Here is a 17,043-nt window from a genome sequence, read left to right as displayed (position 1 = left end):
GGAATTTCCCATGACCCTCATCAATTCCAGCACCAAGGGTGTCTTCGTCATTGCCGTGACGCCCTTCACGGACAACGGCGCGCTTGATCACGGCAGCATCGACCGGATGGTGGATTTCTATTACGACAAGGGTGCCGATGGCCTGACCATTCTCGGCATGATGGGCGAAGCGCCGAAACTCACGCAGGCGGAATCGATCGACGTGACACGCCGCACGATCGCCCGCTCCGCGGGCAAGCCGGTCATCGTCGGTGTGTCCGCGCCGGGTCTTGCCGCAATCGGTGAACTGACCAAGGCTGTGATGGATCTCGGCGCTGCCGGTGTCATGGTGGCGCCGCCTTCCAACCTGCGCACCGATGACCAGATCATCGCCTATTACCGCAATGTGGTGGAAACGCTCGGCACGGATGTGCCGGTCGTGCTGCAGGATTTTCCGCTGGTGACGAATGTACAGATCTCGACGCGCGTGCTGGGGCATATCTTCGAGGCGCATGACAGTATCGTCATGCTGAAGCATGAGGATTGGCCGGGCCTGCAAAAGATCACCGAGCTTCGCGAAGCGGAAGCCAAGGGTCGCCGTCGTACCTCCATTCTTTGCGGCAATGCCGGTGTCTTTCTGCCGGAAGAAATGCGCCGTGGTGCCGATGGCGCCATGACCGGTTTTGCTTATCCGGAAATGATGGTGGACGTAGTACGCCTCAGCAATGAAGGCCAGTTCGAGACGGCGCTCGATCACTTCGATGCCTATCTGCCGCTGGTTCGCTATGAGCAGCAGCCGGGCATCGGGCTTGCCGTGCGCAAATATGTGCTCGCCAAGCGTGGTGCGATCGCCAGTGCCGCTCAGCGCAAGCCGGGTGCAGGTTTGAATGCGGCGGCAATTGCCGAGGTCGAAACGCTGATCCGCCGCCAGGAAGCGCGTCTCGCGACATTCCGATAATTCGAGCAGGAATATATAGTCATGACCGATTTCGATCAGGTTCACGATCGCAAGGGCACCGGCAGCTCCAAGTGGAGCAAGTTTTCAAGTGACGTATTGCCCATGTGGGTAGCGGATATGGATTTTCCTGCCGCGCCTGAAATCATCGAAGCGATCAGCCATCGGCTGTCCCATCCGCTGCTCGGTTACGGCGTGGCGCGGGAAGAGCTGAAGGCACAGATCGTTTCCGATATGGAAGCGAAATATGGCTGGGCGATCACGGCTGATGATATCGTCTTCCTGCCGGGCGTGGAGCCGGGTTTCAATATGGCCTTGAAGGCCATGCTGCAGCCTGGGGACGGAGTTCTTGTCCAGACCCCGGTCTACCGCCCCATGCTGAACGCGCCAGGCCATTGGGGCATGGTCCGAAATGAAGCGCCGCTGACGCTGGGGGATAATGGCTATCAGGTTGACCTCGCAGGCTTTGAGACGCAGCTCTCGAAGAGCAAGGCCTTCCTGTTCTGCCACCCGCACAATCCAAGCGGCAAGGTTTTTACCCGCGAAGAGCTTCAGGCGATGGCCACGCTCTGCGCAAAGCACGATACGCTGATCATCTCGGACGAGATCCATTGCGAATTGCTGTTCGATGGTCGGACGCATATCCCCACCGCAACGCTGTCCGACGACGCGAAAAATCGCACGATCACACTGATGGCGGCGAGCAAGACCTATAACATCGCCGGCCTGAAGACGGCTTTCGCCATCATCCAGAACAAGGAGATTCGCGACAAGTTTGCAGCCTCCCGGCTCGGCATGGTCGACAGCGTCAATGTTCTTGGTCTCGAAGCGACGCTGGCTGCCTTCCAAAGAGGCCTGACCTGGAAAAGCGCGATGTTGACCTATCTGCAGGCCAACCGGGATTATCTGGTGGCTGAGGTCAAACGCCGCTTCCCGGAGATCCGCATGGTGGCGCCCGAAGGCACGTTCCTGGCCTGGCTCGATTGCTCGGCTCTCAACCTTGGGCCGGATGCACAGGCCTATTTTCTGGAACACGGCAAGGTCGGGTTCAGCGCCGGTTGGGAGTTCGGTGAAGCCTATGGCCAGTTCATCCGGCTGAATTTCGGTTGCCCCCGCAGCCTGCTGGAAGACGGTTTGAATCGTATGCAGCGTGCGCTGAAGCGGTAAGCGATCGGAAGCATTCACTCGTATTTAGCTTCGGAGAAAGTCCTCAATGGTCTTGCTGTAAAGCGCCGGATCTTCGATCGGTGCCCGGTGGCTAAGTCCCTTGAGGATGATCAGCTGGGCGTTTGGAATGCTCTCTGCAATATAGCGCGAATGCTCCGGGCGAATGGCCTCGTCATATTGCCCAACAACGACAGCCGTCGGTACCCTGATGCTGTTCAACTGCGCCGTTGTGTAATGCGGCTCGGTGCGCCACATCTTGTCCACGGCTGCTACGAAAGTGTCGAATTCCTTGGGTGTCGGCGAGAGCCGCTCGTATGCCAGCCGCTCGGGCGAATTCGGCGGAAAGATCGGCGGTCCGGGCGGGTCGGGAAAAAGACCCTCGGGCGTGACATTTGCAGCATGGGCAAACAGTTTTGTCAGGCGCTCGGGGTGGTGAAGCGCAATGTCGATCCCGATGATCGCGCCATCGCTCCAGCCAACCAGGGCCACTTGGCTCAGCTTTAGCCGATCCAGCAGCGCGACATAATCCTCGGCCATCAGGTGATAGTTCAAGTCCTCTGACGTTCGCGTCGAGCGTCCGTGGCCCCGACTATCCGCCACGATCACCTCGTGGCTCTTCATCAATTCGGGAACCTGAAGGCTCCAGACATCCGAGTTTCCAAGCCCGCCATGGATCATCAGGATGGGTGCACCTCTGCCCTTGCTGTAGATGGCGTAATACATGCGGATGCCGTTGACCTCGGCATAACCGGTTTCCGATTCATCCGGCATAGGCGGCAACGTGCGGCGGGACAGGCTGTCATAGGCGGCAACGCCCGCCACTGTCACCAGCAGCATGAGGAGGATGATCAGACTGCGTCGGGCAATGAACATCGAACGGCCTTGTAAGCAGACGCGAAATCCTCGGCCAACCGAGTCGCCGGCCGCCGAACGAGCATAGCTGGCATATGCCGCAAGACAACGGCACCGATGCCATTGAACGGGCGGTTCTCACGCTTCCTTGATTGGTCACCGTGTCATGCTGCAGCGTAGGTTACGGGCCGACATGAGGCCCAGCGTCAAGGACACCAAGATGGCTCGCACCTTCTCCAACTCCATCATTCTCCCGGCACTGGCCGCATCGGCAATGTTTGCCGTCCTTCCGCTATCATCAGCTCACGCCCAGGACGCGCAGCGCGTTCGCATTCGTGGCACTATTGAAAGCCTGTCCGGCGATACGCTGAAGGTCAAAACCCGCGAAGGTGCCGAAGCGGCGATCACCCTCAAGTCCGGCTGGAAGGTCGGCGGTATCACGGGCGCATCCGTCAACGACATAAAGCCGGGCGATTTTGTCGGTGTCGGTTCAGTACCGAATGGCAACGGACCGGATGATGCGGTTGAAGTGCTGATCTTTCCGGCCGCGATGAAAGGGACTGGCGAAGGCAATCGTCCCTGGGACGCGCGTCCGAATTCATCCATGACCAATGCGACCGTCAGCAATGCCGTCAAGCAAGTCAAGGGACACACTATAACCCTGACCTATCAGGGCCACGAGAAGACGATCGACATTCCGGAAGGTACCCCGATCGTAACTCTTGCCCCGGCCACCAAAGACGATGTGAAACCCGGCGCCGGCGTCATCGTCAATGCGGAAAAGGCTTCGGATGGAAGCCTCTCCTCCGCTCAACTTTCCGTGGGGTTGAACGGCATCATTCCGCCGATGTGATTACCAAGCGGTGCTTGCAGTTATTCTGCCGCCAGCGCCAACGCTTCAACGGGTGGCCTGCCCCAGGCAATCACGCCTTTCAGCCGTTCATGCACGCCAGCAGCGATCGGTACGACGAGAACCCGACCGGGATCAACGGGTCCCGGGAAGGCGAGGGCGTTATAGGCAACCTTCTCGAAACCGAGCGGCATGTAATAGGGCGGGTCACCCACCAGGATGACGGCCTCGGAGCCCTTGCGCTTGGCAGCCTCAATGGCGATCCGCACAAGTTCGCGTCCGATGCCCCTGTTCTTGTGTGAGGGCCGCACCGCAAGTGGGCCCAGCAAATGACCATAGACGCCGCCGGCCTTCACCGGCGTCATGCGCACCGACGCGATGGTTTCGCCGTCATCGGCGCAAATGAACGAAAGCGACCGATCATGCGGGCCCTGTTCGCGAATGCGCGCGGATGACTTGGTGAAACGACCGGGGCCAAAGGCTTCGGCGTTGATCAGTTCAATTGCGGCGGCGTGGGAGGGGTCTTCAGTCAGGTAGACAAGGTCGTGCTTTTGCATGAGCGACAGAAACCATATTCAGGCAGCAAAACGGATGATGAGAACGGCAGCGCGAAGCGCGCCTTGCGGCTCTATCAGCGTCGTCGGAGTGCCCAGGTTCCCGTCATGTCTATCCCTTTTCGAGTTGGGGACGGTTGATAACAGCATTTTTTTTCGTCGTCCAACGAAAACAGTGTGTCACCGGCAACTATCTCGCAATTATCGGATTCACCTGCCAGATTAGCCGCAAGTAATTTTTTCAGGAAGGACATGGCAATGGGCATGCTTGTGAACGGCGTCTGGCAGGATGTCTGGTATGACACGAAATCAACGGGTGGTCATTTCAAGCGATCCGAATCGCAGTTCCGCAATTGGGTCACTGCGGATGGCGCCGCCGGCCCAAGCGGGAAAGATGGCTTCAAGGCGGAAGCCGGTCGTTATCATCTCTATGTATCCTATGCCTGCCCCTGGGCCCATCGCACGCTGATATTTCGCACGTTGAAGAAGCTGGAAGACCTCATTTCGGTTTCAGTGGTCAGCCCGATCATGCTGGAAAAGGGCTGGGAATTTCACTCTGAGGATGGTGGCACCGACGATCTTCTGTTTGGTGCCAAGACGCTTTCCCAGATCTATGTGCAGGCCGATCCCGTCTATTCTGGCCGGGTAACCGTGCCCGTGCTGTGGGACAAGCAGCGCCAGACAATCGTCTCCAATGAGTCGGCGGAAATCATCCGCATGTTCAACAGCGCCTTCAACGGGCTGACGGGGTCGGACGCAGATTTTTATCCCGAAGATCTGCGCGCCGATATCGATGCGCTGAATGCCCGCATCTATGACACCGTCAACAACGGCGTCTACAAGGCCGGCTTCGCCACCAGCCAGGAGGCCTATGAACAGAACGTGGTCAAGCTGTTCGAAACCTTGGATGAGTTGGAAGTGCGTCTTGCCACCAGCCGCTATCTCTTCGGGAACCGGCAGACAGAAGCTGACTGGCGGCTGTTTACGACTCTCGTGCGGTTCGATGCCGTCTATGTCGGCCACTTCAAATGCAACCTGCGCCGGATTGCCGATTACCCGAACCTGTCAGCCTATCTGCGGGACCTCTATCAGGTGCCGGGCGTGAAGGAGACCGTCCATTTCGACCATATCAAACAACACTACTATCGCAGCCACAAGACGATCAATCCGACCGGCATCGTACCGGCTGGCCCCATCCTGGACTTAGACGCACCGCATGGAAGAGATAGTAAAAGCTTTAGCTAAGGCGGGCGAAGATTGGTCTACATGTGCGGTATGAAACGCTCTTTGAGCGTGATCTGCAATTGAGTGTCTGTGGCGCAACCTTTAAACTTGACTAATATATTTAGTTTTTCTAATGGTAGCGCTACGGAATGCCAGTATTCGCTTATATCAAGAAAAGCGGTTGCAGTCATGCTTATGACCGACATTCATGTGCTTGAAGAGAGCATTTACCAGACTGCATTGATACCTGCTTTGTGGCCGCAGCTGCTCGATACGCTGGCACGGACTGTTGGAGCCGAGGGCGCGCTCCTCGCCAATATGTCGAATGAAAAGCTACCATGGGTGGCTTCAGATGGCGTCGGCGAACTCTACGAGGATTTCTTCGACGGTGGCTGGAACTATCAGAACGCGCGCAGCGAAACGCTGGTGGCTCGTTCGAATGAAGGCTTTATCAGCGATATCGATTTTTTCACACATGAACAAATGGCCGCCGAACCAATCTATGGCGACTTTTTATGGCGCCGCAACTTTGGTTACGCGACAGGTACCGTCCTGCAAAGCGGGGGCGCAAAGATCGCCATATCGATCGAGAAACACCGCGACAAGGGGCCCGTGGGCCTGGAGGAGTTGGCCTATCTCAATCGTCTTCGGCCGCATTTGGCTCGTGCGACGTCAATGGCAGCGCATGCAGAGCTCGGCAAGATCGAAGCTGCATTGCAGGCGTTCGATATGGCGCAAATTCCCTGTGCGATCATACGCATGGACGGGCGGCTCCTGAACGCGAACACGCGCTTCGAACGCTTCGGCGCCAGCATCGGTGTCGGCGCTAATGACATGCTGACGTTTTCAGAGCAGCAGGCCCAACAGTTTTATCGGTCAATCCAAAGTTTCTCGCGAAGATACGCCGCATCATTTCCCATAAAGGCTGCAAACCAGCACCCGGCGGCGGTATTGCATTTCATTCCTGTCGTGGGAGTGGCTCGAGAGCTATTTCTGCATGCAGCGTATTTTCTCACACTCGCACCGGTCAACGATCATATCCATGTCCCAGCCCCAATGTTGAAGGGGCTGTACGATCTGACCCCGACAGAAGCCCGGGTCGCTGAAGCTCTGGTTGAAGGCTTAACAGTCGCCGAGATCACCGAGCGCATCGGCTGTGCGCAGGAGACGGTTCGAACACATGTCAAAGCTATTCTTTCCAAGGCGAGAATGGCCAGTCAGAGAGATTTCGTGGCGGCGATGAGCAGTATCTCCTCCGTCAAGTTCTGACTGACGGCTACCACGTGTCGGTCTTAACCGCCTCGCCAGACAGTTCGCGCAGACGGCGTAGCGTGGCGGTGGTGACATCCTCGGGTAGGGCCTTCAGCGCAAAGAACCCGCATTCGGCAATTTCTCGATCTGGAAGCCGGGGAGCAGTCTGGCGCACGGTGACTCGAAAGAGCACAACATGATCACGGCGGCTGGCGCGGCGATTGAGGTAGACGTGAAAGAGTTGGGGTGGGCCGAGTATCTCCAGATTTCCCTCCTCACGCAATTCCTTGGCCAGTGCATCCGATACCGTTTCACCATGTTCCACGCCGCCGCCCGGCATGTACCAGCCCGGCAGGTATGTATGGCGAACCAGGAAGATGCGGCCTGCCTCATCAAAACACGCGGCACGTACGCCAAGCGTCATCCCACGGGAAAGCGCGAAGAACTTGTGAAGCAAGAATGTGAGAAGCTTTGTGCGCAGGCTGCTGCCTTCGACAAGTCCCTGTTCTTTCGTCGCTTGCCGCGTGGCACTCATAGCTCTATGTCTCCGGCATGTACAAATTCGCGCATATTTCCGACATTCACCTCGGCCCTCTCCCACGCCTCAGCTTGCGCGAACTGGCGTCCAAACGCATTACCGGATTTGTGAACTGGCATCGTAATCGCCGCAAGCATCTTCTGGTGAATACTCTCGATCTTCTGTTGAGCGACCTGCGCCTGAAAGAGCCCGATCACCTGATGGTGACCGGCGATCTAGTCAATCTCGCGACCAAGATCGAGATCCGTCTTGCCGGTGAATGGCTGCGCAGCATTGGCGAACCGCTGGAGACGACAGTGGTGCCCGGCAATCATGATGCCTACGTGCCCGGCGCACATGATAAATCGGTTCGCGAATGGTACCCTTTTATTGCTGGTGACCAAAGCCCGACGGACTGGCCGGACGGCGAGCATGTTTTTCCGACCTATCGCAGGCGTGGACCGATCGCCATCATAGGGTGCTCGACGTCAGTTGCGACACCGCCCTTTGCGGCCAGCGGCTATTTCAGTGCCAGACAGGCGCGTGAGACCGTCAATCTGTTGCGGCAGGCAAAGGATGACGGGTTGTTCCGGGTGGTGCTGATCCATCATCCGCCCATTCGCGGTGCTGCGTCCCAGCACAAGCGAATGATCGGCATTCGCCGTTTCGCGGCCGCGCTGTCGCTTGGCGGTGCGGAACTCGTGCTGCATGGACACACCCATCTCAACACGCTGTACCACTTGAAGACGCATCAGGGTGACGTACCTGTCGTCGGTATTGCGTCTGCCTCACAGGGTCCGGGCGGTCATAAGCCGCCAGCCGCCTACAATCTCTTCAGCTTGACGGGCGAGCCCGGCGCCTGGCACCTGGTGTGTGACCGCTATGGTTTGACGCCCGATGCGCAAGGCATTTCCCTTCAGCAGCGGCGTCTGTTGTATGGAAATGAAGCAGCAATTTTGTTGGACATTGCGCCCGCCTTGCCATCAACATAAAAGCTTCGGGAAAGTCTGGCTTGCTTTAATGATGACAAGAAGATGAAATAGTCGTCACACATATGTTGAACGAGCCTTGCCGGACATCATGGAAGAAAACCCACAGATGAGCGATATCAGGCGGGATCTTGTCGCGCTGCTGCCGCAGCTGCGTCGGTTTGCGCTGACCCTGACGGTGGACACCACCAGCGCCGATGGCCTTGTGAGCGCCGCCTGCGAGAAGGCTATCCACAAATCGCATATGTGGAAGAAGGATCGCCGCCTTGAGGTCTGGCTGTTCGCGATCATGCACGCGATGTGGCTGGACGATAAAAAGAAGCGCCGCGCCGCGCTGAAGCATCGCGGCGAAGCGGTTCTGCTTCCGATGGATGCTCAGGAAAATACAACGGCCTATTCGATTCTCGACGGTTTATCCGACGGTCTTGCTCCTGTTTTCCTGCTGTGTGCTGTGGAGGGATTAAGCTATCGGGAAGCAGCCTCCATTCTCGGAGATACGCAAGATGCTGTTGCCATGCGACTAGTGATGGCGCGGCATGAATTGGCCACCATGATGAGCCGTCATGTTGAACGGAGAGCCTGACCGCGATGGATTCTTCCTCCAATACATCGTTCGATGCTGAACTCTCCGCCCTTTTGGATGACGAGATAACAGAAGACGACAAACACAGGCTGGAGGGGCGTATCTCTGCCGATCCACAGTTGAAATCGCGGCAGGAGACAATCCGCCGCGCCAACGACTACGGCAAGCGCAACTTCGAATCCATGCTGCGCGAACCCGTTCCGCTGGATCTGGTCAGGGCAATTAAGACGACGCCGGAACCCAGACGCAGCATCAAGCTGCAGCCGCCGCCGCGTGCGGTTCGCCGCATCAAGCATACGGTGGGTTTGACGGTCGCATGCTCGCTCGTCATGTTCGGCATTGGCGGCGTGGCGGGCTATCTGCTGGCCAGCCGTCCCCACATCAAGACATTTGCGGATTTCACCGGCGAAACCGCCAGCGCCTGGCTGGATGATGTCGCCTCCAATTACAGGCTTTTCTCGCGCCAGCCGCGCCATCTCGTGGAAGTGCCGGCAAGCGAATCTGCCCACATCGTCGAATGGCTGATGGCCACCACGGGCGTCTCCTTCCGCATTCCGGACATGTCGGCGGACGGTCTGGAGTTCGTGGGCGCCCGGCTGTTCGCGGCGGCGGGTCGCCCGGTTGGCCAGCTCGTCTATCGCAACACCGATGGCGAGATCATTTCCGTGAACTTCACGAAGTCGATCCTGCCGCTTTCGACACCGCTCAACGAGACGATCCGTGACGACATCGGTCTGGTCGTCTGGCAGGGTCAGCAGGCAAGCTATGCTCTGTCCGGTCCCTCCTCGGATGCCTTCCTCGAGACGGTTGCCAAGAAGATCGCCGGCATCATCTGATCAGGTCGAGCGTAGCGCAATTGAAAAGGGCGACCCGAAGGCCGCCCTCTTTCATGTCATTTGCCGGACAAGACCCGGTTCGCGGCCGAGACGATGGCCTCGAGCGAGGCGGCCACGATGTTCTTGTTGATGCCGGCGCCGAACAGTTTCCCGCCTGCATGCTCCACTTCCACATAGGCGATGGCGGCGGCGTTGGAACCATGCTGCAGCGAATGCTCCGAGTAATCGGCAACCGAGAGTTCGATGCCGAGATAGATCGACAGCGCATTGATGAAGCCGTCGATCGGGCCCGTGCCCTTGCCTTCAATGCGCTTGGTCTCACCATTGTCGGTGATTTCGGCAGCGACCACCCGGATACCCTTCTGGTCGGTACCTGCCGGATAGGTGTGGTGATCGACAAACTTGATGCGGGCTTCCGGCTGCTCGACATAGCGCTCGATGAAGCGCTCGTAGATGCGCTTCGAGGGAAGCTCCACGCCCTCTTCGTCGGTGATGCGCTGGATGTCCTCGCGGAACTCCACCTGCAGGTTGCGCGGCAGGTTGATGCCGTAATCCTGCTGCAGGATATAGGCGATGCCGCCCTTGCCGGACTGCGAGTTGATGCGGATGATCGCCTCGTAGGTGCGGCCGACATCCTGCGGATCGATCGGCAGATAGGGCACTTCCCACAGGCCGGTATTGGACTGCTTGATCGCCTTCATGCCCTTGTTGATCGCATCCTGGTGCGAGCCGGAGAAGGCCGTGTAAACGAGTTCGCCGACATACGGGTGGCGTTCCGGGATGACCATCTCGTTCGAGTATTCGTAGACGGCCTTGATGCGCTCGATATCGGTGCAGTCCAGCTCGGGATCGACGCCTTGGGTGTACATGTTGAGCGCCAAGGTCACCACGTCCACATTGCCGGTGCGCTCGCCATTGCCGAACAGCGTGCCTTCCACGCGGTCGGCACCGGCCATCAGGCCGAGTTCGGTCGCGGCAATACCGGTGCCGCGGTCGTTATGCGGATGCAGCGAAACGAGCACGTTTTCGCGGTTGTCGATGTTGCGGCACATCCATTCGATCATGTCCGCATAGATATTCGGCGTCGACATCTCGACCGTCGACGGCAGGTTGAGGATCAGCTTGTTATCAGGCGTCGGCTTGATGATCTCGATGACCGCGTTGGAGATTTCCAGCGCCACCTCCAGCTCCGTGCCTGTGAAGCTCTCCGGGGAATATTCGAAACGGAAACCGCCACCCGCCTTGGCGGCCATGTCGGTGATCATCTTGGCGGCGTCGACGGCGATCTGCTTGATGCCGGCCACATCCTTGCCGAACACGACGCGGCGCTGCAGCTCGGAGGTGGAGTTGTAGAAGTGGACGATCGGACGCTTGGCGCCTTCCAAAGATTCAAAGGTGCGGGTGATGAGTTCGGGGCGGCACTGCACCAGCACCTGCAGCGAGACGTCATCCGGGGCATTGCCCTGTTCCACGCACCAGCGAGCAAAGTCGAAGTCGGTCTGGGAAGCGGAAGGGAAGCCGATCTCGATTTCCTTGAAGCCCATGTCGAGCAAGAGCTGGAACATCCGCGACTTGCGATCATGTCCCATCGGGTTGACGAGCGACTGGTTGCCGTCACGCAGATCCACCGAGCACCAGATCGGCGCCTTGTCGATCGTCTTGCCCGGCCAGGTCCGGTCCGGAATGTTGATCTGCGGATAGGGGCGGTATTTCTGAGAAGCGTTGGCCATGCCCTTGGCGGCGGTGTTTCTCGCATCCATCTTGTCGTCTCCTTCACGTCCGCGTCGCGTGTTCCTGCCCTCGGGCTATGACAACACCATGACGAACGGACAAGACCTCATTGTTCAAGGTCGGTTCATTCCTGGGGTTCTTGTGCGAGGAGCTCTAGCCGGCAGGCTCGTTCGGCCGCCGGGCGCTCCTCAACGGACCCGGCAACCGCCGATAAGGCCAAGAAGAAGCGAAGCAAGCGGAAGCGCGCCAGCGCGGATGCGGCGGGCGGCAGAGATTTCAGACATGGAAATCATCGCTTCGATCATTCTGTTTCTATAGCCAGCGAATCGGCAGCTGACAAGCGTCATCAACCCAGCGGCTTGACATAGTGCTTAAACCCCAGCATCGCCGCACCTGCCAGCAGCCCCCAGAAGGCGCCGGAAACTCCGGCAAAAGTGGTGCCGGATGCTGTGACGAGAAAGGTGATCGCCGCAGCTTCACGGCTCTCGGCATCCCGAAATGCGGCTTGTGCCGCATTGGAAAAGGCGCCGACCAGTGCCAGTCCGGCCACGGCCTGCAACAGGATCGGCGGCGACAAGGCAACGAAGGCGATGATGGCGGAGGCCAGCAGCCCGAGCAGTATATAACCGAACCCGCCGATGATCGCGGCCCAGTAACGCCGCTTCGGATCGGCATGCGCCTCCTCGCTGGCGCACATGGCCGCGGTGATGGCCGCCATGTTGACCGGTACGGCGCCTGCCAGCGCTCCGGCGACTGAGAACAGGCCTGTGGCCATGAACAACAGGCTTGGAGAAGGCTCGTAGCCGTTTACCTTGAGGATTGCGATGCCCGGAATGTTCTGCGATGCCATGGTCACGATAAAGAGCGGAATGGCCACCGAGATGAACCCATGCAGGGTAAAGACCGGCGTGACCAGCGACAGGTCTGGATGGATCGCGGCGCCCAGACGTGAGAACACATCTGAGGGCAGTTCCACGCCGAAGACCAGGACAGCTGCGAACGCGGCCAAGGCCGCAGGCACGGCCCATAGCCGACGAAAGACAATCACGATCATCCAGGTCGCTACGATAGGTAGACCGAGCCATGGATTAAAAGCCACAGCCTTGACCGGAGCGAGGCACAGGCTAACGAGGATGCCGGCCAGCATGGCGTTGGCAATTGGCGCTGGAATCATCCGGATGGCGCGGCCAAGCGGAGAAAACAACCCCGCTAGAAAGATCAGCACGCCGGCGATGATGAAAGCGCCGACCGCAGCCGGAAAGCCCCCGTCAATGATACCGATACTGGCGATCATGGCCGCGCCCGGGGTAGACCAGGCAACGCTGATCGGCATGCGTTTCCACACTGGTAGAATGATCCCGAGTATTCCCATCAGCAGCGAAAGCGCCAACAACGCGGAAGCCACCTGGGGTGGTGAGGCCCCCATGGCCGTCAAGCCTTGCATGATGACGGCAAAGGAACTAACGAAACCGACAAAGGCAATCAGCAGGCCCATGAACATGGCCTGGCCGGAAAAGTCTCTAAACATGGAAGACGCGAACTCCGCCCGATCCTTGCGTTAAATCTCAGTAAGAGCGGAAGCAAATTCGGGCCGATATGGCAAGCCGAAATGGCTGCCTTACCGTCCTGGACCTACAGCGTTTCTTGGCTAAGAAGCGGCGTAACGCGTGACGTGTTCGCTCTGGAGGACGTCTGTATTCTCCGCGACCGGTTTTTCTGCCCAGACGTTCACACGGTTGCGGCCCTGATGCTTTGCGTCATAAAGGGCTTCGTCCGCACGGCGCATCAGCAGTGCCGGGGTCATGCTTTCTTGTGCCACGGCCACACCGACGCTGATCGTCACCGGAATGAACGTCTCCTGATATCGGATAGCCAGAGACTGGACGCACAGCCGCAGCGATTCAGCCATTGCCAGCGCCTTTGCTGCTCCACAAGCGCGCTCAAACAGGCCGAATTCTTCCCCACCCATGCGCGCCAGTAAAGCGCCCTCGCCGAGGATCCTTGCCATGCGCTGTGCCGTAGCGACGAGAACCTGATCTCCGGCCGAGTGGCCGTGCACATCGTTGACGCGCTTGAAAAAATCGATATCGACGGCAATATACACGTCGCCGGGCGCAATCGTTTGCGGCAAATGATCATGCAGCCAATGGCGATTGCGGATACCCGTCAGCGTATCTGTCTCGGTGAGTTTTACGAGCCTGCTTTCGACACGTTCCTGCACGAAAATCAGCACGAACATCGCGATGCCGTATTGGCAAAGCACGAGCACGCAAAAGGCAGCTGCAGGCGAAATCGCGGCGATGTCTGGAAAGTCAATGCTGACGAGGATGGCACAAGCCGTCAACGCCTTGGCACACAGCACGCCCGACAAAGCATGACGGCTGACAAGCCGTTCCTGCAAGGGGTCGGAAAAAACAAGCCAAGCTCCGGCGATGGCAAAGGCCGCCATCGTGAGTAGGAAGATGGTCGCGCGCGGGCTATTCGACAGATGGAAGCCCGTTACCAAGGCAGCCACGATCAAGGACGCCGGAATGAGGAAGACCCAGAGCGAGCGCTGCATAGGCTGCTCGTGCACCAGATTACGCAGGCCGACCCAAAACAGGCAGTAAGCGATCGGACCGAGTGCAAAACTGGTGAAGGTCCAGAAGGCATAAGGCAGCGCCTGATTTTCGCCCAGTGCGGCCAGAACCGATCCCCCGCCCAGCAATAGGAAGGCGATCGCCATTTTGCCCAGCCCGCGGTGGTGGCGTGACTGGGACATCGCATAGAGAAAGCACACTGATCCCATGACCAGTGAAAGAGGATGCAAGACGAGAACCGTCGCAAGATCAAGTTTCATAGTAAGTCCGGAAGATGGCAGCCACTTGCGATAACAATACCGTCTTACAAATTACTAAATGTTTCCGGACCATTAGATACGCACCGAATTGTCCGCATTTTGCCGCCTTGGCAAAGTTTTGTCATAATAGCCTGCAGAGCGCGGTTTATGACGTTGCAAATCGGGATGAAGGCCGAATATCGGGCAAACGACGCACGCTGCCTCTTGCCTTCTGCCCCCCTTTTGCATATGCCCCCCTCGACGCATTCGGGGCGTCCCGTTCACTTCCGCCGGAAACGGCTGGGTTCACGAAGGATATGGCCTTGATCCAAACCCCCTATTATTTGATCGACAAGTCCAAGCTGCTCCAGAACATGGAGAAGATTGCCGAACTGCGCCAGCTGTCAGGCGCGAAGGCTCTGCTGGCCCTGAAGTGCTTTGCCACTTGGTCGGTCTTCGACTTCATGCGCGACTACATGGATGGCACGACCTCCTCCTCGCTGAACGAGGTGCGTCTGGGCCGCGAAAAGTTCGGCAAGGAAACGCATGCCTACAGCGTCGCCTATGCGGATCACGAGATCGACGAGGTCGTCTCCCATGCCGACAAGATCATCTTCAACACCGTAGGTCAGCTCACACGCTTTGCCGATCAATCCGCCGGCATCACGCGCGGCGTGCGCCTCAACCCCGGTGTCTCCTCCTCCAGCTTCGACCTCGCGGATCCCGCCCGCCCCTTCTCGCGCCTTGGCGAATGGGATGTGAAGCAGGTCGAGCCGGTGATGGATCTGATCACCGGCTTCATGATCCACAACAACTGCGAGAACGGCGATTTCGACCTGTTCGACCGCATGCTGGGTGACATCGAGCAGAAATTCGGCTCGCTCCTGAAGCGTGCGGAATGGGTCAGCCTCGGCGGCGGCATCCACTTTACCGGCGAGAACTATCCGCTGGCAAAGTTTGCCGAGCGGCTGAAGCGTTTTTCCGGCGAATATGGCGTTCAGGTCTATCTGGAGCCGGGCGAGGCCTCGATCACCAAGTCCACGACGCTGGAAGTGACGGTGCTCGACACGCTCTACAACGGCAAGAACCTTGCCATCGTCGATTCATCCATCGAAGCACATATGCTCGATCTCCTGATCTATCGCGAAAATGCGAAGATCGCCCCGAATGCAGGGCCAAACCGCTATATGATCTGCGGCAAATCCTGTCTTGCCGGAGATATCTTCGGCGAATTCGACTTCCCCAGTGAACTTAAAGTCGGCGACCGCATCTCGGTACAGGATGCGGCCGGTTATACGATGGTCAAGAAGAACTGGTTCAACGGCGTGAAAATGCCGGCAATCGCCATCCGGGAACTGGATGGCAGCATCAGAACGGTCCGCGAATTTTCCTACACGGACTACGAACAAAGCCTTTCCTGAAAAGGCATCTGACGATTGGACGCAAGGAGTTAAGTCCTCATCATGAAGAAGAACGTGCTCATCATCGGCGCCGGTGGCGTCGCCCAGGTCGTGGCGCATAAATGCGCCCAGAACAATGACGTGCTGGGCGATATCCATATCGCCTCGCGCACCAAGGCCAAGTGCGATGCGATCATCGCCTCGGTGCATGAAAAGAAGGCGATGAAGCAGCCGGGCGTGCTGGAAGCGCATGCGCTCGACGCGCTCGACATCGAGGCCACCAAGGCGCTGATCAAGAAGCTCGGCACCGAGATCGTCATCAATGTCGGCACGGCTTTCCTCAACATGTCGGTGCTGCGCGCCTGCATGGATACCGGCGTTGCCTATATCGACACCGCCATCCACGAAGAGCCGAACAAGATCTGCGAGACCCCGCCGTGGTACGGAAACTACGAGTGGAAGCGTGCCGCCGAATGCGAGGAAAAGGGCATTACCGCCATCCTCGGCGCAGGCTTCGATCCGGGCGTCGTCAACGCCTATGCGCGTCTCGCCAAGGATGAGTACCTGGACAAGGTGACGGATGTCGATATCGTCGACATCAATGCCGGCAGCCACGGAAAATATTTCGCCACGAACTTCGACCCGGAAATCAATTTCCGCGAATTCACCGGCGTCGTCTACTCCTGGCAGAACAACCAGTGGCAGGTAAACAAGATGTTCGAGATCGGCAAGGAATATGACCTGCCGGTCGTGGGCAAGCGCAAGGCCTATCTCTGCGGCCATGACGAAGTTCACTCGCTGTCGAAGAACATGGATGGCGCCGATGTGCGCTTCTGGATGGGCTTTGGTGACCACTACATCAACGTCTTCACCGTGCTGAAGTCGATCGGCCTCTTGTCCGAACAGCCGGTCAAGCTGGCCGATGGCTCCGAAGTCGTGCCGCTGAAGGTGGTCAAGGCCTGCCTGCCGGACCCGGCATCACTGGCCCCGAATTACGAAGGCAAGACCTGCATCGGCGACTATGTGAAGGGTTTCAAGGACGGCAAGGAAAAGACCGTCTTCATCTACAACGTCGCCGACCACAAGGACGCCTATAACGAAGTGGGCAGCCAGGGCATTTCCTATACCGCCGGCGTTCCCCCGGTCGCAGCCGCCATGCTGGTCGCCACAGGCGAATGGGATGTGAAGAAGATGGCGAATGTGGAAGAACTGCCACCCAAGCCGTTCATCAACCTCTTGAACAAGATCGGTCTTCCGACCCGCATCCAGGACGAAGACGGCGATCGTCCTGTCGAGTTCTGATCTGCGTTCGCGACTGGTGAGAGATATGACCCCGC

General features: G+C 58.3%; 16 protein-coding genes. 10 read left to right on the top strand and 6 right to left on the bottom strand.

Annotated elements, in window-relative coordinates; translation table 11 throughout:
* Nucleotides 1-10: 10 nt before the first annotated feature.
* Nucleotides 11-937 (top strand): dihydrodipicolinate synthase family protein, encoded by a 927-nt coding sequence (locus Q2T52_RS24905; RefSeq protein WP_302079629.1) that lies wholly within the window; start codon nt 11-13, stop codon nt 935-937.
* A gap of 21 nt (nt 938-958) precedes the next feature.
* Nucleotides 959-2,101, top strand: coding sequence for a MalY/PatB family protein (locus Q2T52_RS24900; protein WP_302079628.1), 1,143 nt, complete (start codon nt 959-961; stop codon nt 2,099-2,101).
* A 24-nt stretch (nt 2,102-2,125) separates the two neighbouring features.
* Here the strand turns inward: Q2T52_RS24900 and Q2T52_RS24895 are convergent, their stop codons facing one another.
* Nucleotides 2,126-2,974 carry an alpha/beta fold hydrolase gene (locus tag Q2T52_RS24895; RefSeq protein WP_302079627.1) on the bottom strand — a complete coding sequence of 283 codons (849 nt, stop codon included), beginning with the start codon at nt 2,972-2,974 and terminating at the stop codon, nt 2,126-2,128.
* A gap of 253 nt (nt 2,975-3,227) precedes the next feature.
* Between Q2T52_RS24895 and Q2T52_RS24890 the strand changes: the two genes are divergently transcribed.
* Nucleotides 3,228-3,806 carry a hypothetical protein gene (locus Q2T52_RS24890; RefSeq protein WP_302079667.1) on the top strand — a complete coding sequence of 193 codons (579 nt, stop codon included), beginning with the start codon at nt 3,228-3,230 and terminating at the stop codon, nt 3,804-3,806.
* Between the two features lie 20 nt (nt 3,807-3,826).
* Here Q2T52_RS24890 and Q2T52_RS24885 read toward each other — a convergent pair whose 3' ends face one another.
* The gene (locus tag Q2T52_RS24885) at nt 3,827-4,360 is read right to left on the bottom strand and encodes a GNAT family N-acetyltransferase (RefSeq protein ID WP_302079626.1); all 534 of its coding nucleotides are present in this window, start codon (nt 4,358-4,360) and stop codon (nt 3,827-3,829) included.
* A gap of 255 nt (nt 4,361-4,615) precedes the next feature.
* Here Q2T52_RS24885 and Q2T52_RS24880 point away from each other — a divergent pair, with 255 nt between their 5' ends.
* Nucleotides 4,616-5,602 carry a glutathione S-transferase family protein gene (locus Q2T52_RS24880; RefSeq protein WP_302079625.1) on the top strand — a complete coding sequence of 329 codons (987 nt, stop codon included), beginning with the start codon at nt 4,616-4,618 and terminating at the stop codon, nt 5,600-5,602.
* Between the two features lie 174 nt (nt 5,603-5,776).
* Entirely contained in the window at nt 5,777-6,850 is a 1,074-nt protein-coding gene (locus Q2T52_RS24875) for a helix-turn-helix transcriptional regulator (protein WP_302079624.1), read from the top strand.
* 7 nt (nt 6,851-6,857) lie between these two features.
* Here the strand turns inward: Q2T52_RS24875 and Q2T52_RS24870 are convergent, their stop codons facing one another.
* On the bottom strand, nt 6,858-7,367 hold the full coding sequence (locus Q2T52_RS24870; protein WP_302079623.1) for an NUDIX domain-containing protein: 510 nt from the start codon (nt 7,365-7,367) through the stop codon (nt 6,858-6,860).
* 17 nt (nt 7,368-7,384) lie between these two features.
* On the opposite strand from Q2T52_RS24870, the gene Q2T52_RS24865 reads away from it, so the two are divergent.
* The 3 genes from Q2T52_RS24865 (at nt 7,385) to Q2T52_RS24855 (ending at nt 9,757) form a co-directional block, all read left to right on the top strand.
* Entirely contained in the window at nt 7,385-8,341 is a 957-nt protein-coding gene (locus tag Q2T52_RS24865) for a metallophosphoesterase family protein (RefSeq protein WP_302079622.1), read from the top strand.
* Between the two features lie 76 nt (nt 8,342-8,417).
* Entirely contained in the window at nt 8,418-8,921 is a 504-nt protein-coding gene (locus tag Q2T52_RS24860) for an RNA polymerase sigma factor (protein ID WP_302079621.1), read from the top strand.
* Nucleotides 8,922-8,926: 5 nt separating this feature from the next.
* Entirely contained in the window at nt 8,927-9,757 is an 831-nt protein-coding gene (locus Q2T52_RS24855; RefSeq protein ID WP_302079620.1) for an anti-sigma factor family protein, read from the top strand.
* Nucleotides 9,758-9,813: 56 nt separating this feature from the next.
* Here Q2T52_RS24855 and leuA read toward each other — a convergent pair whose 3' ends face one another.
* The 3 genes from leuA to Q2T52_RS24840 form a co-directional block, all read right to left on the bottom strand.
* On the bottom strand, nt 9,814-11,517 hold the full coding sequence (leuA, locus tag Q2T52_RS24850; protein WP_302079619.1) for a 2-isopropylmalate synthase: 1,704 nt from the start codon (nt 11,515-11,517) through the stop codon (nt 9,814-9,816).
* 317 nt (nt 11,518-11,834) lie between these two features.
* The gene (locus Q2T52_RS24845) at nt 11,835-13,016 is read right to left on the bottom strand and encodes a benzoate/H(+) symporter BenE family transporter (RefSeq protein ID WP_302079618.1); all 1,182 of its coding nucleotides are present in this window, start codon (nt 13,014-13,016) and stop codon (nt 11,835-11,837) included.
* A 120-nt stretch (nt 13,017-13,136) separates the two neighbouring features.
* A complete protein-coding gene (locus tag Q2T52_RS24840) occupies nt 13,137-14,327 on the bottom strand; it encodes a GGDEF domain-containing protein (protein WP_302079617.1) in 1,191 nt (396 codons plus the stop codon).
* Between the two features lie 302 nt (nt 14,328-14,629).
* On the opposite strand from Q2T52_RS24840, the gene Q2T52_RS24835 reads away from it, so the two are divergent.
* The gene (locus Q2T52_RS24835; protein WP_302079616.1) at nt 14,630-15,727 is read left to right on the top strand and encodes a carboxynorspermidine decarboxylase; all 1,098 of its coding nucleotides are present in this window, start codon (nt 14,630-14,632) and stop codon (nt 15,725-15,727) included.
* A 42-nt stretch (nt 15,728-15,769) separates the two neighbouring features.
* Entirely contained in the window at nt 15,770-17,008 is a 1,239-nt protein-coding gene (locus tag Q2T52_RS24830; protein ID WP_302079615.1) for a saccharopine dehydrogenase family protein, read from the top strand.
* Nucleotides 17,009-17,043 lie beyond the last annotated feature (35 nt).

Source organism: Rhizobium oryzicola (genome assembly GCF_030504645.1).
Classification (GTDB): Bacteria; Pseudomonadota; Alphaproteobacteria; order Rhizobiales; family Rhizobiaceae; genus Neorhizobium; species Neorhizobium oryzicola.
This window is presented reverse-complemented; position numbering and strand designations above follow the sequence as displayed.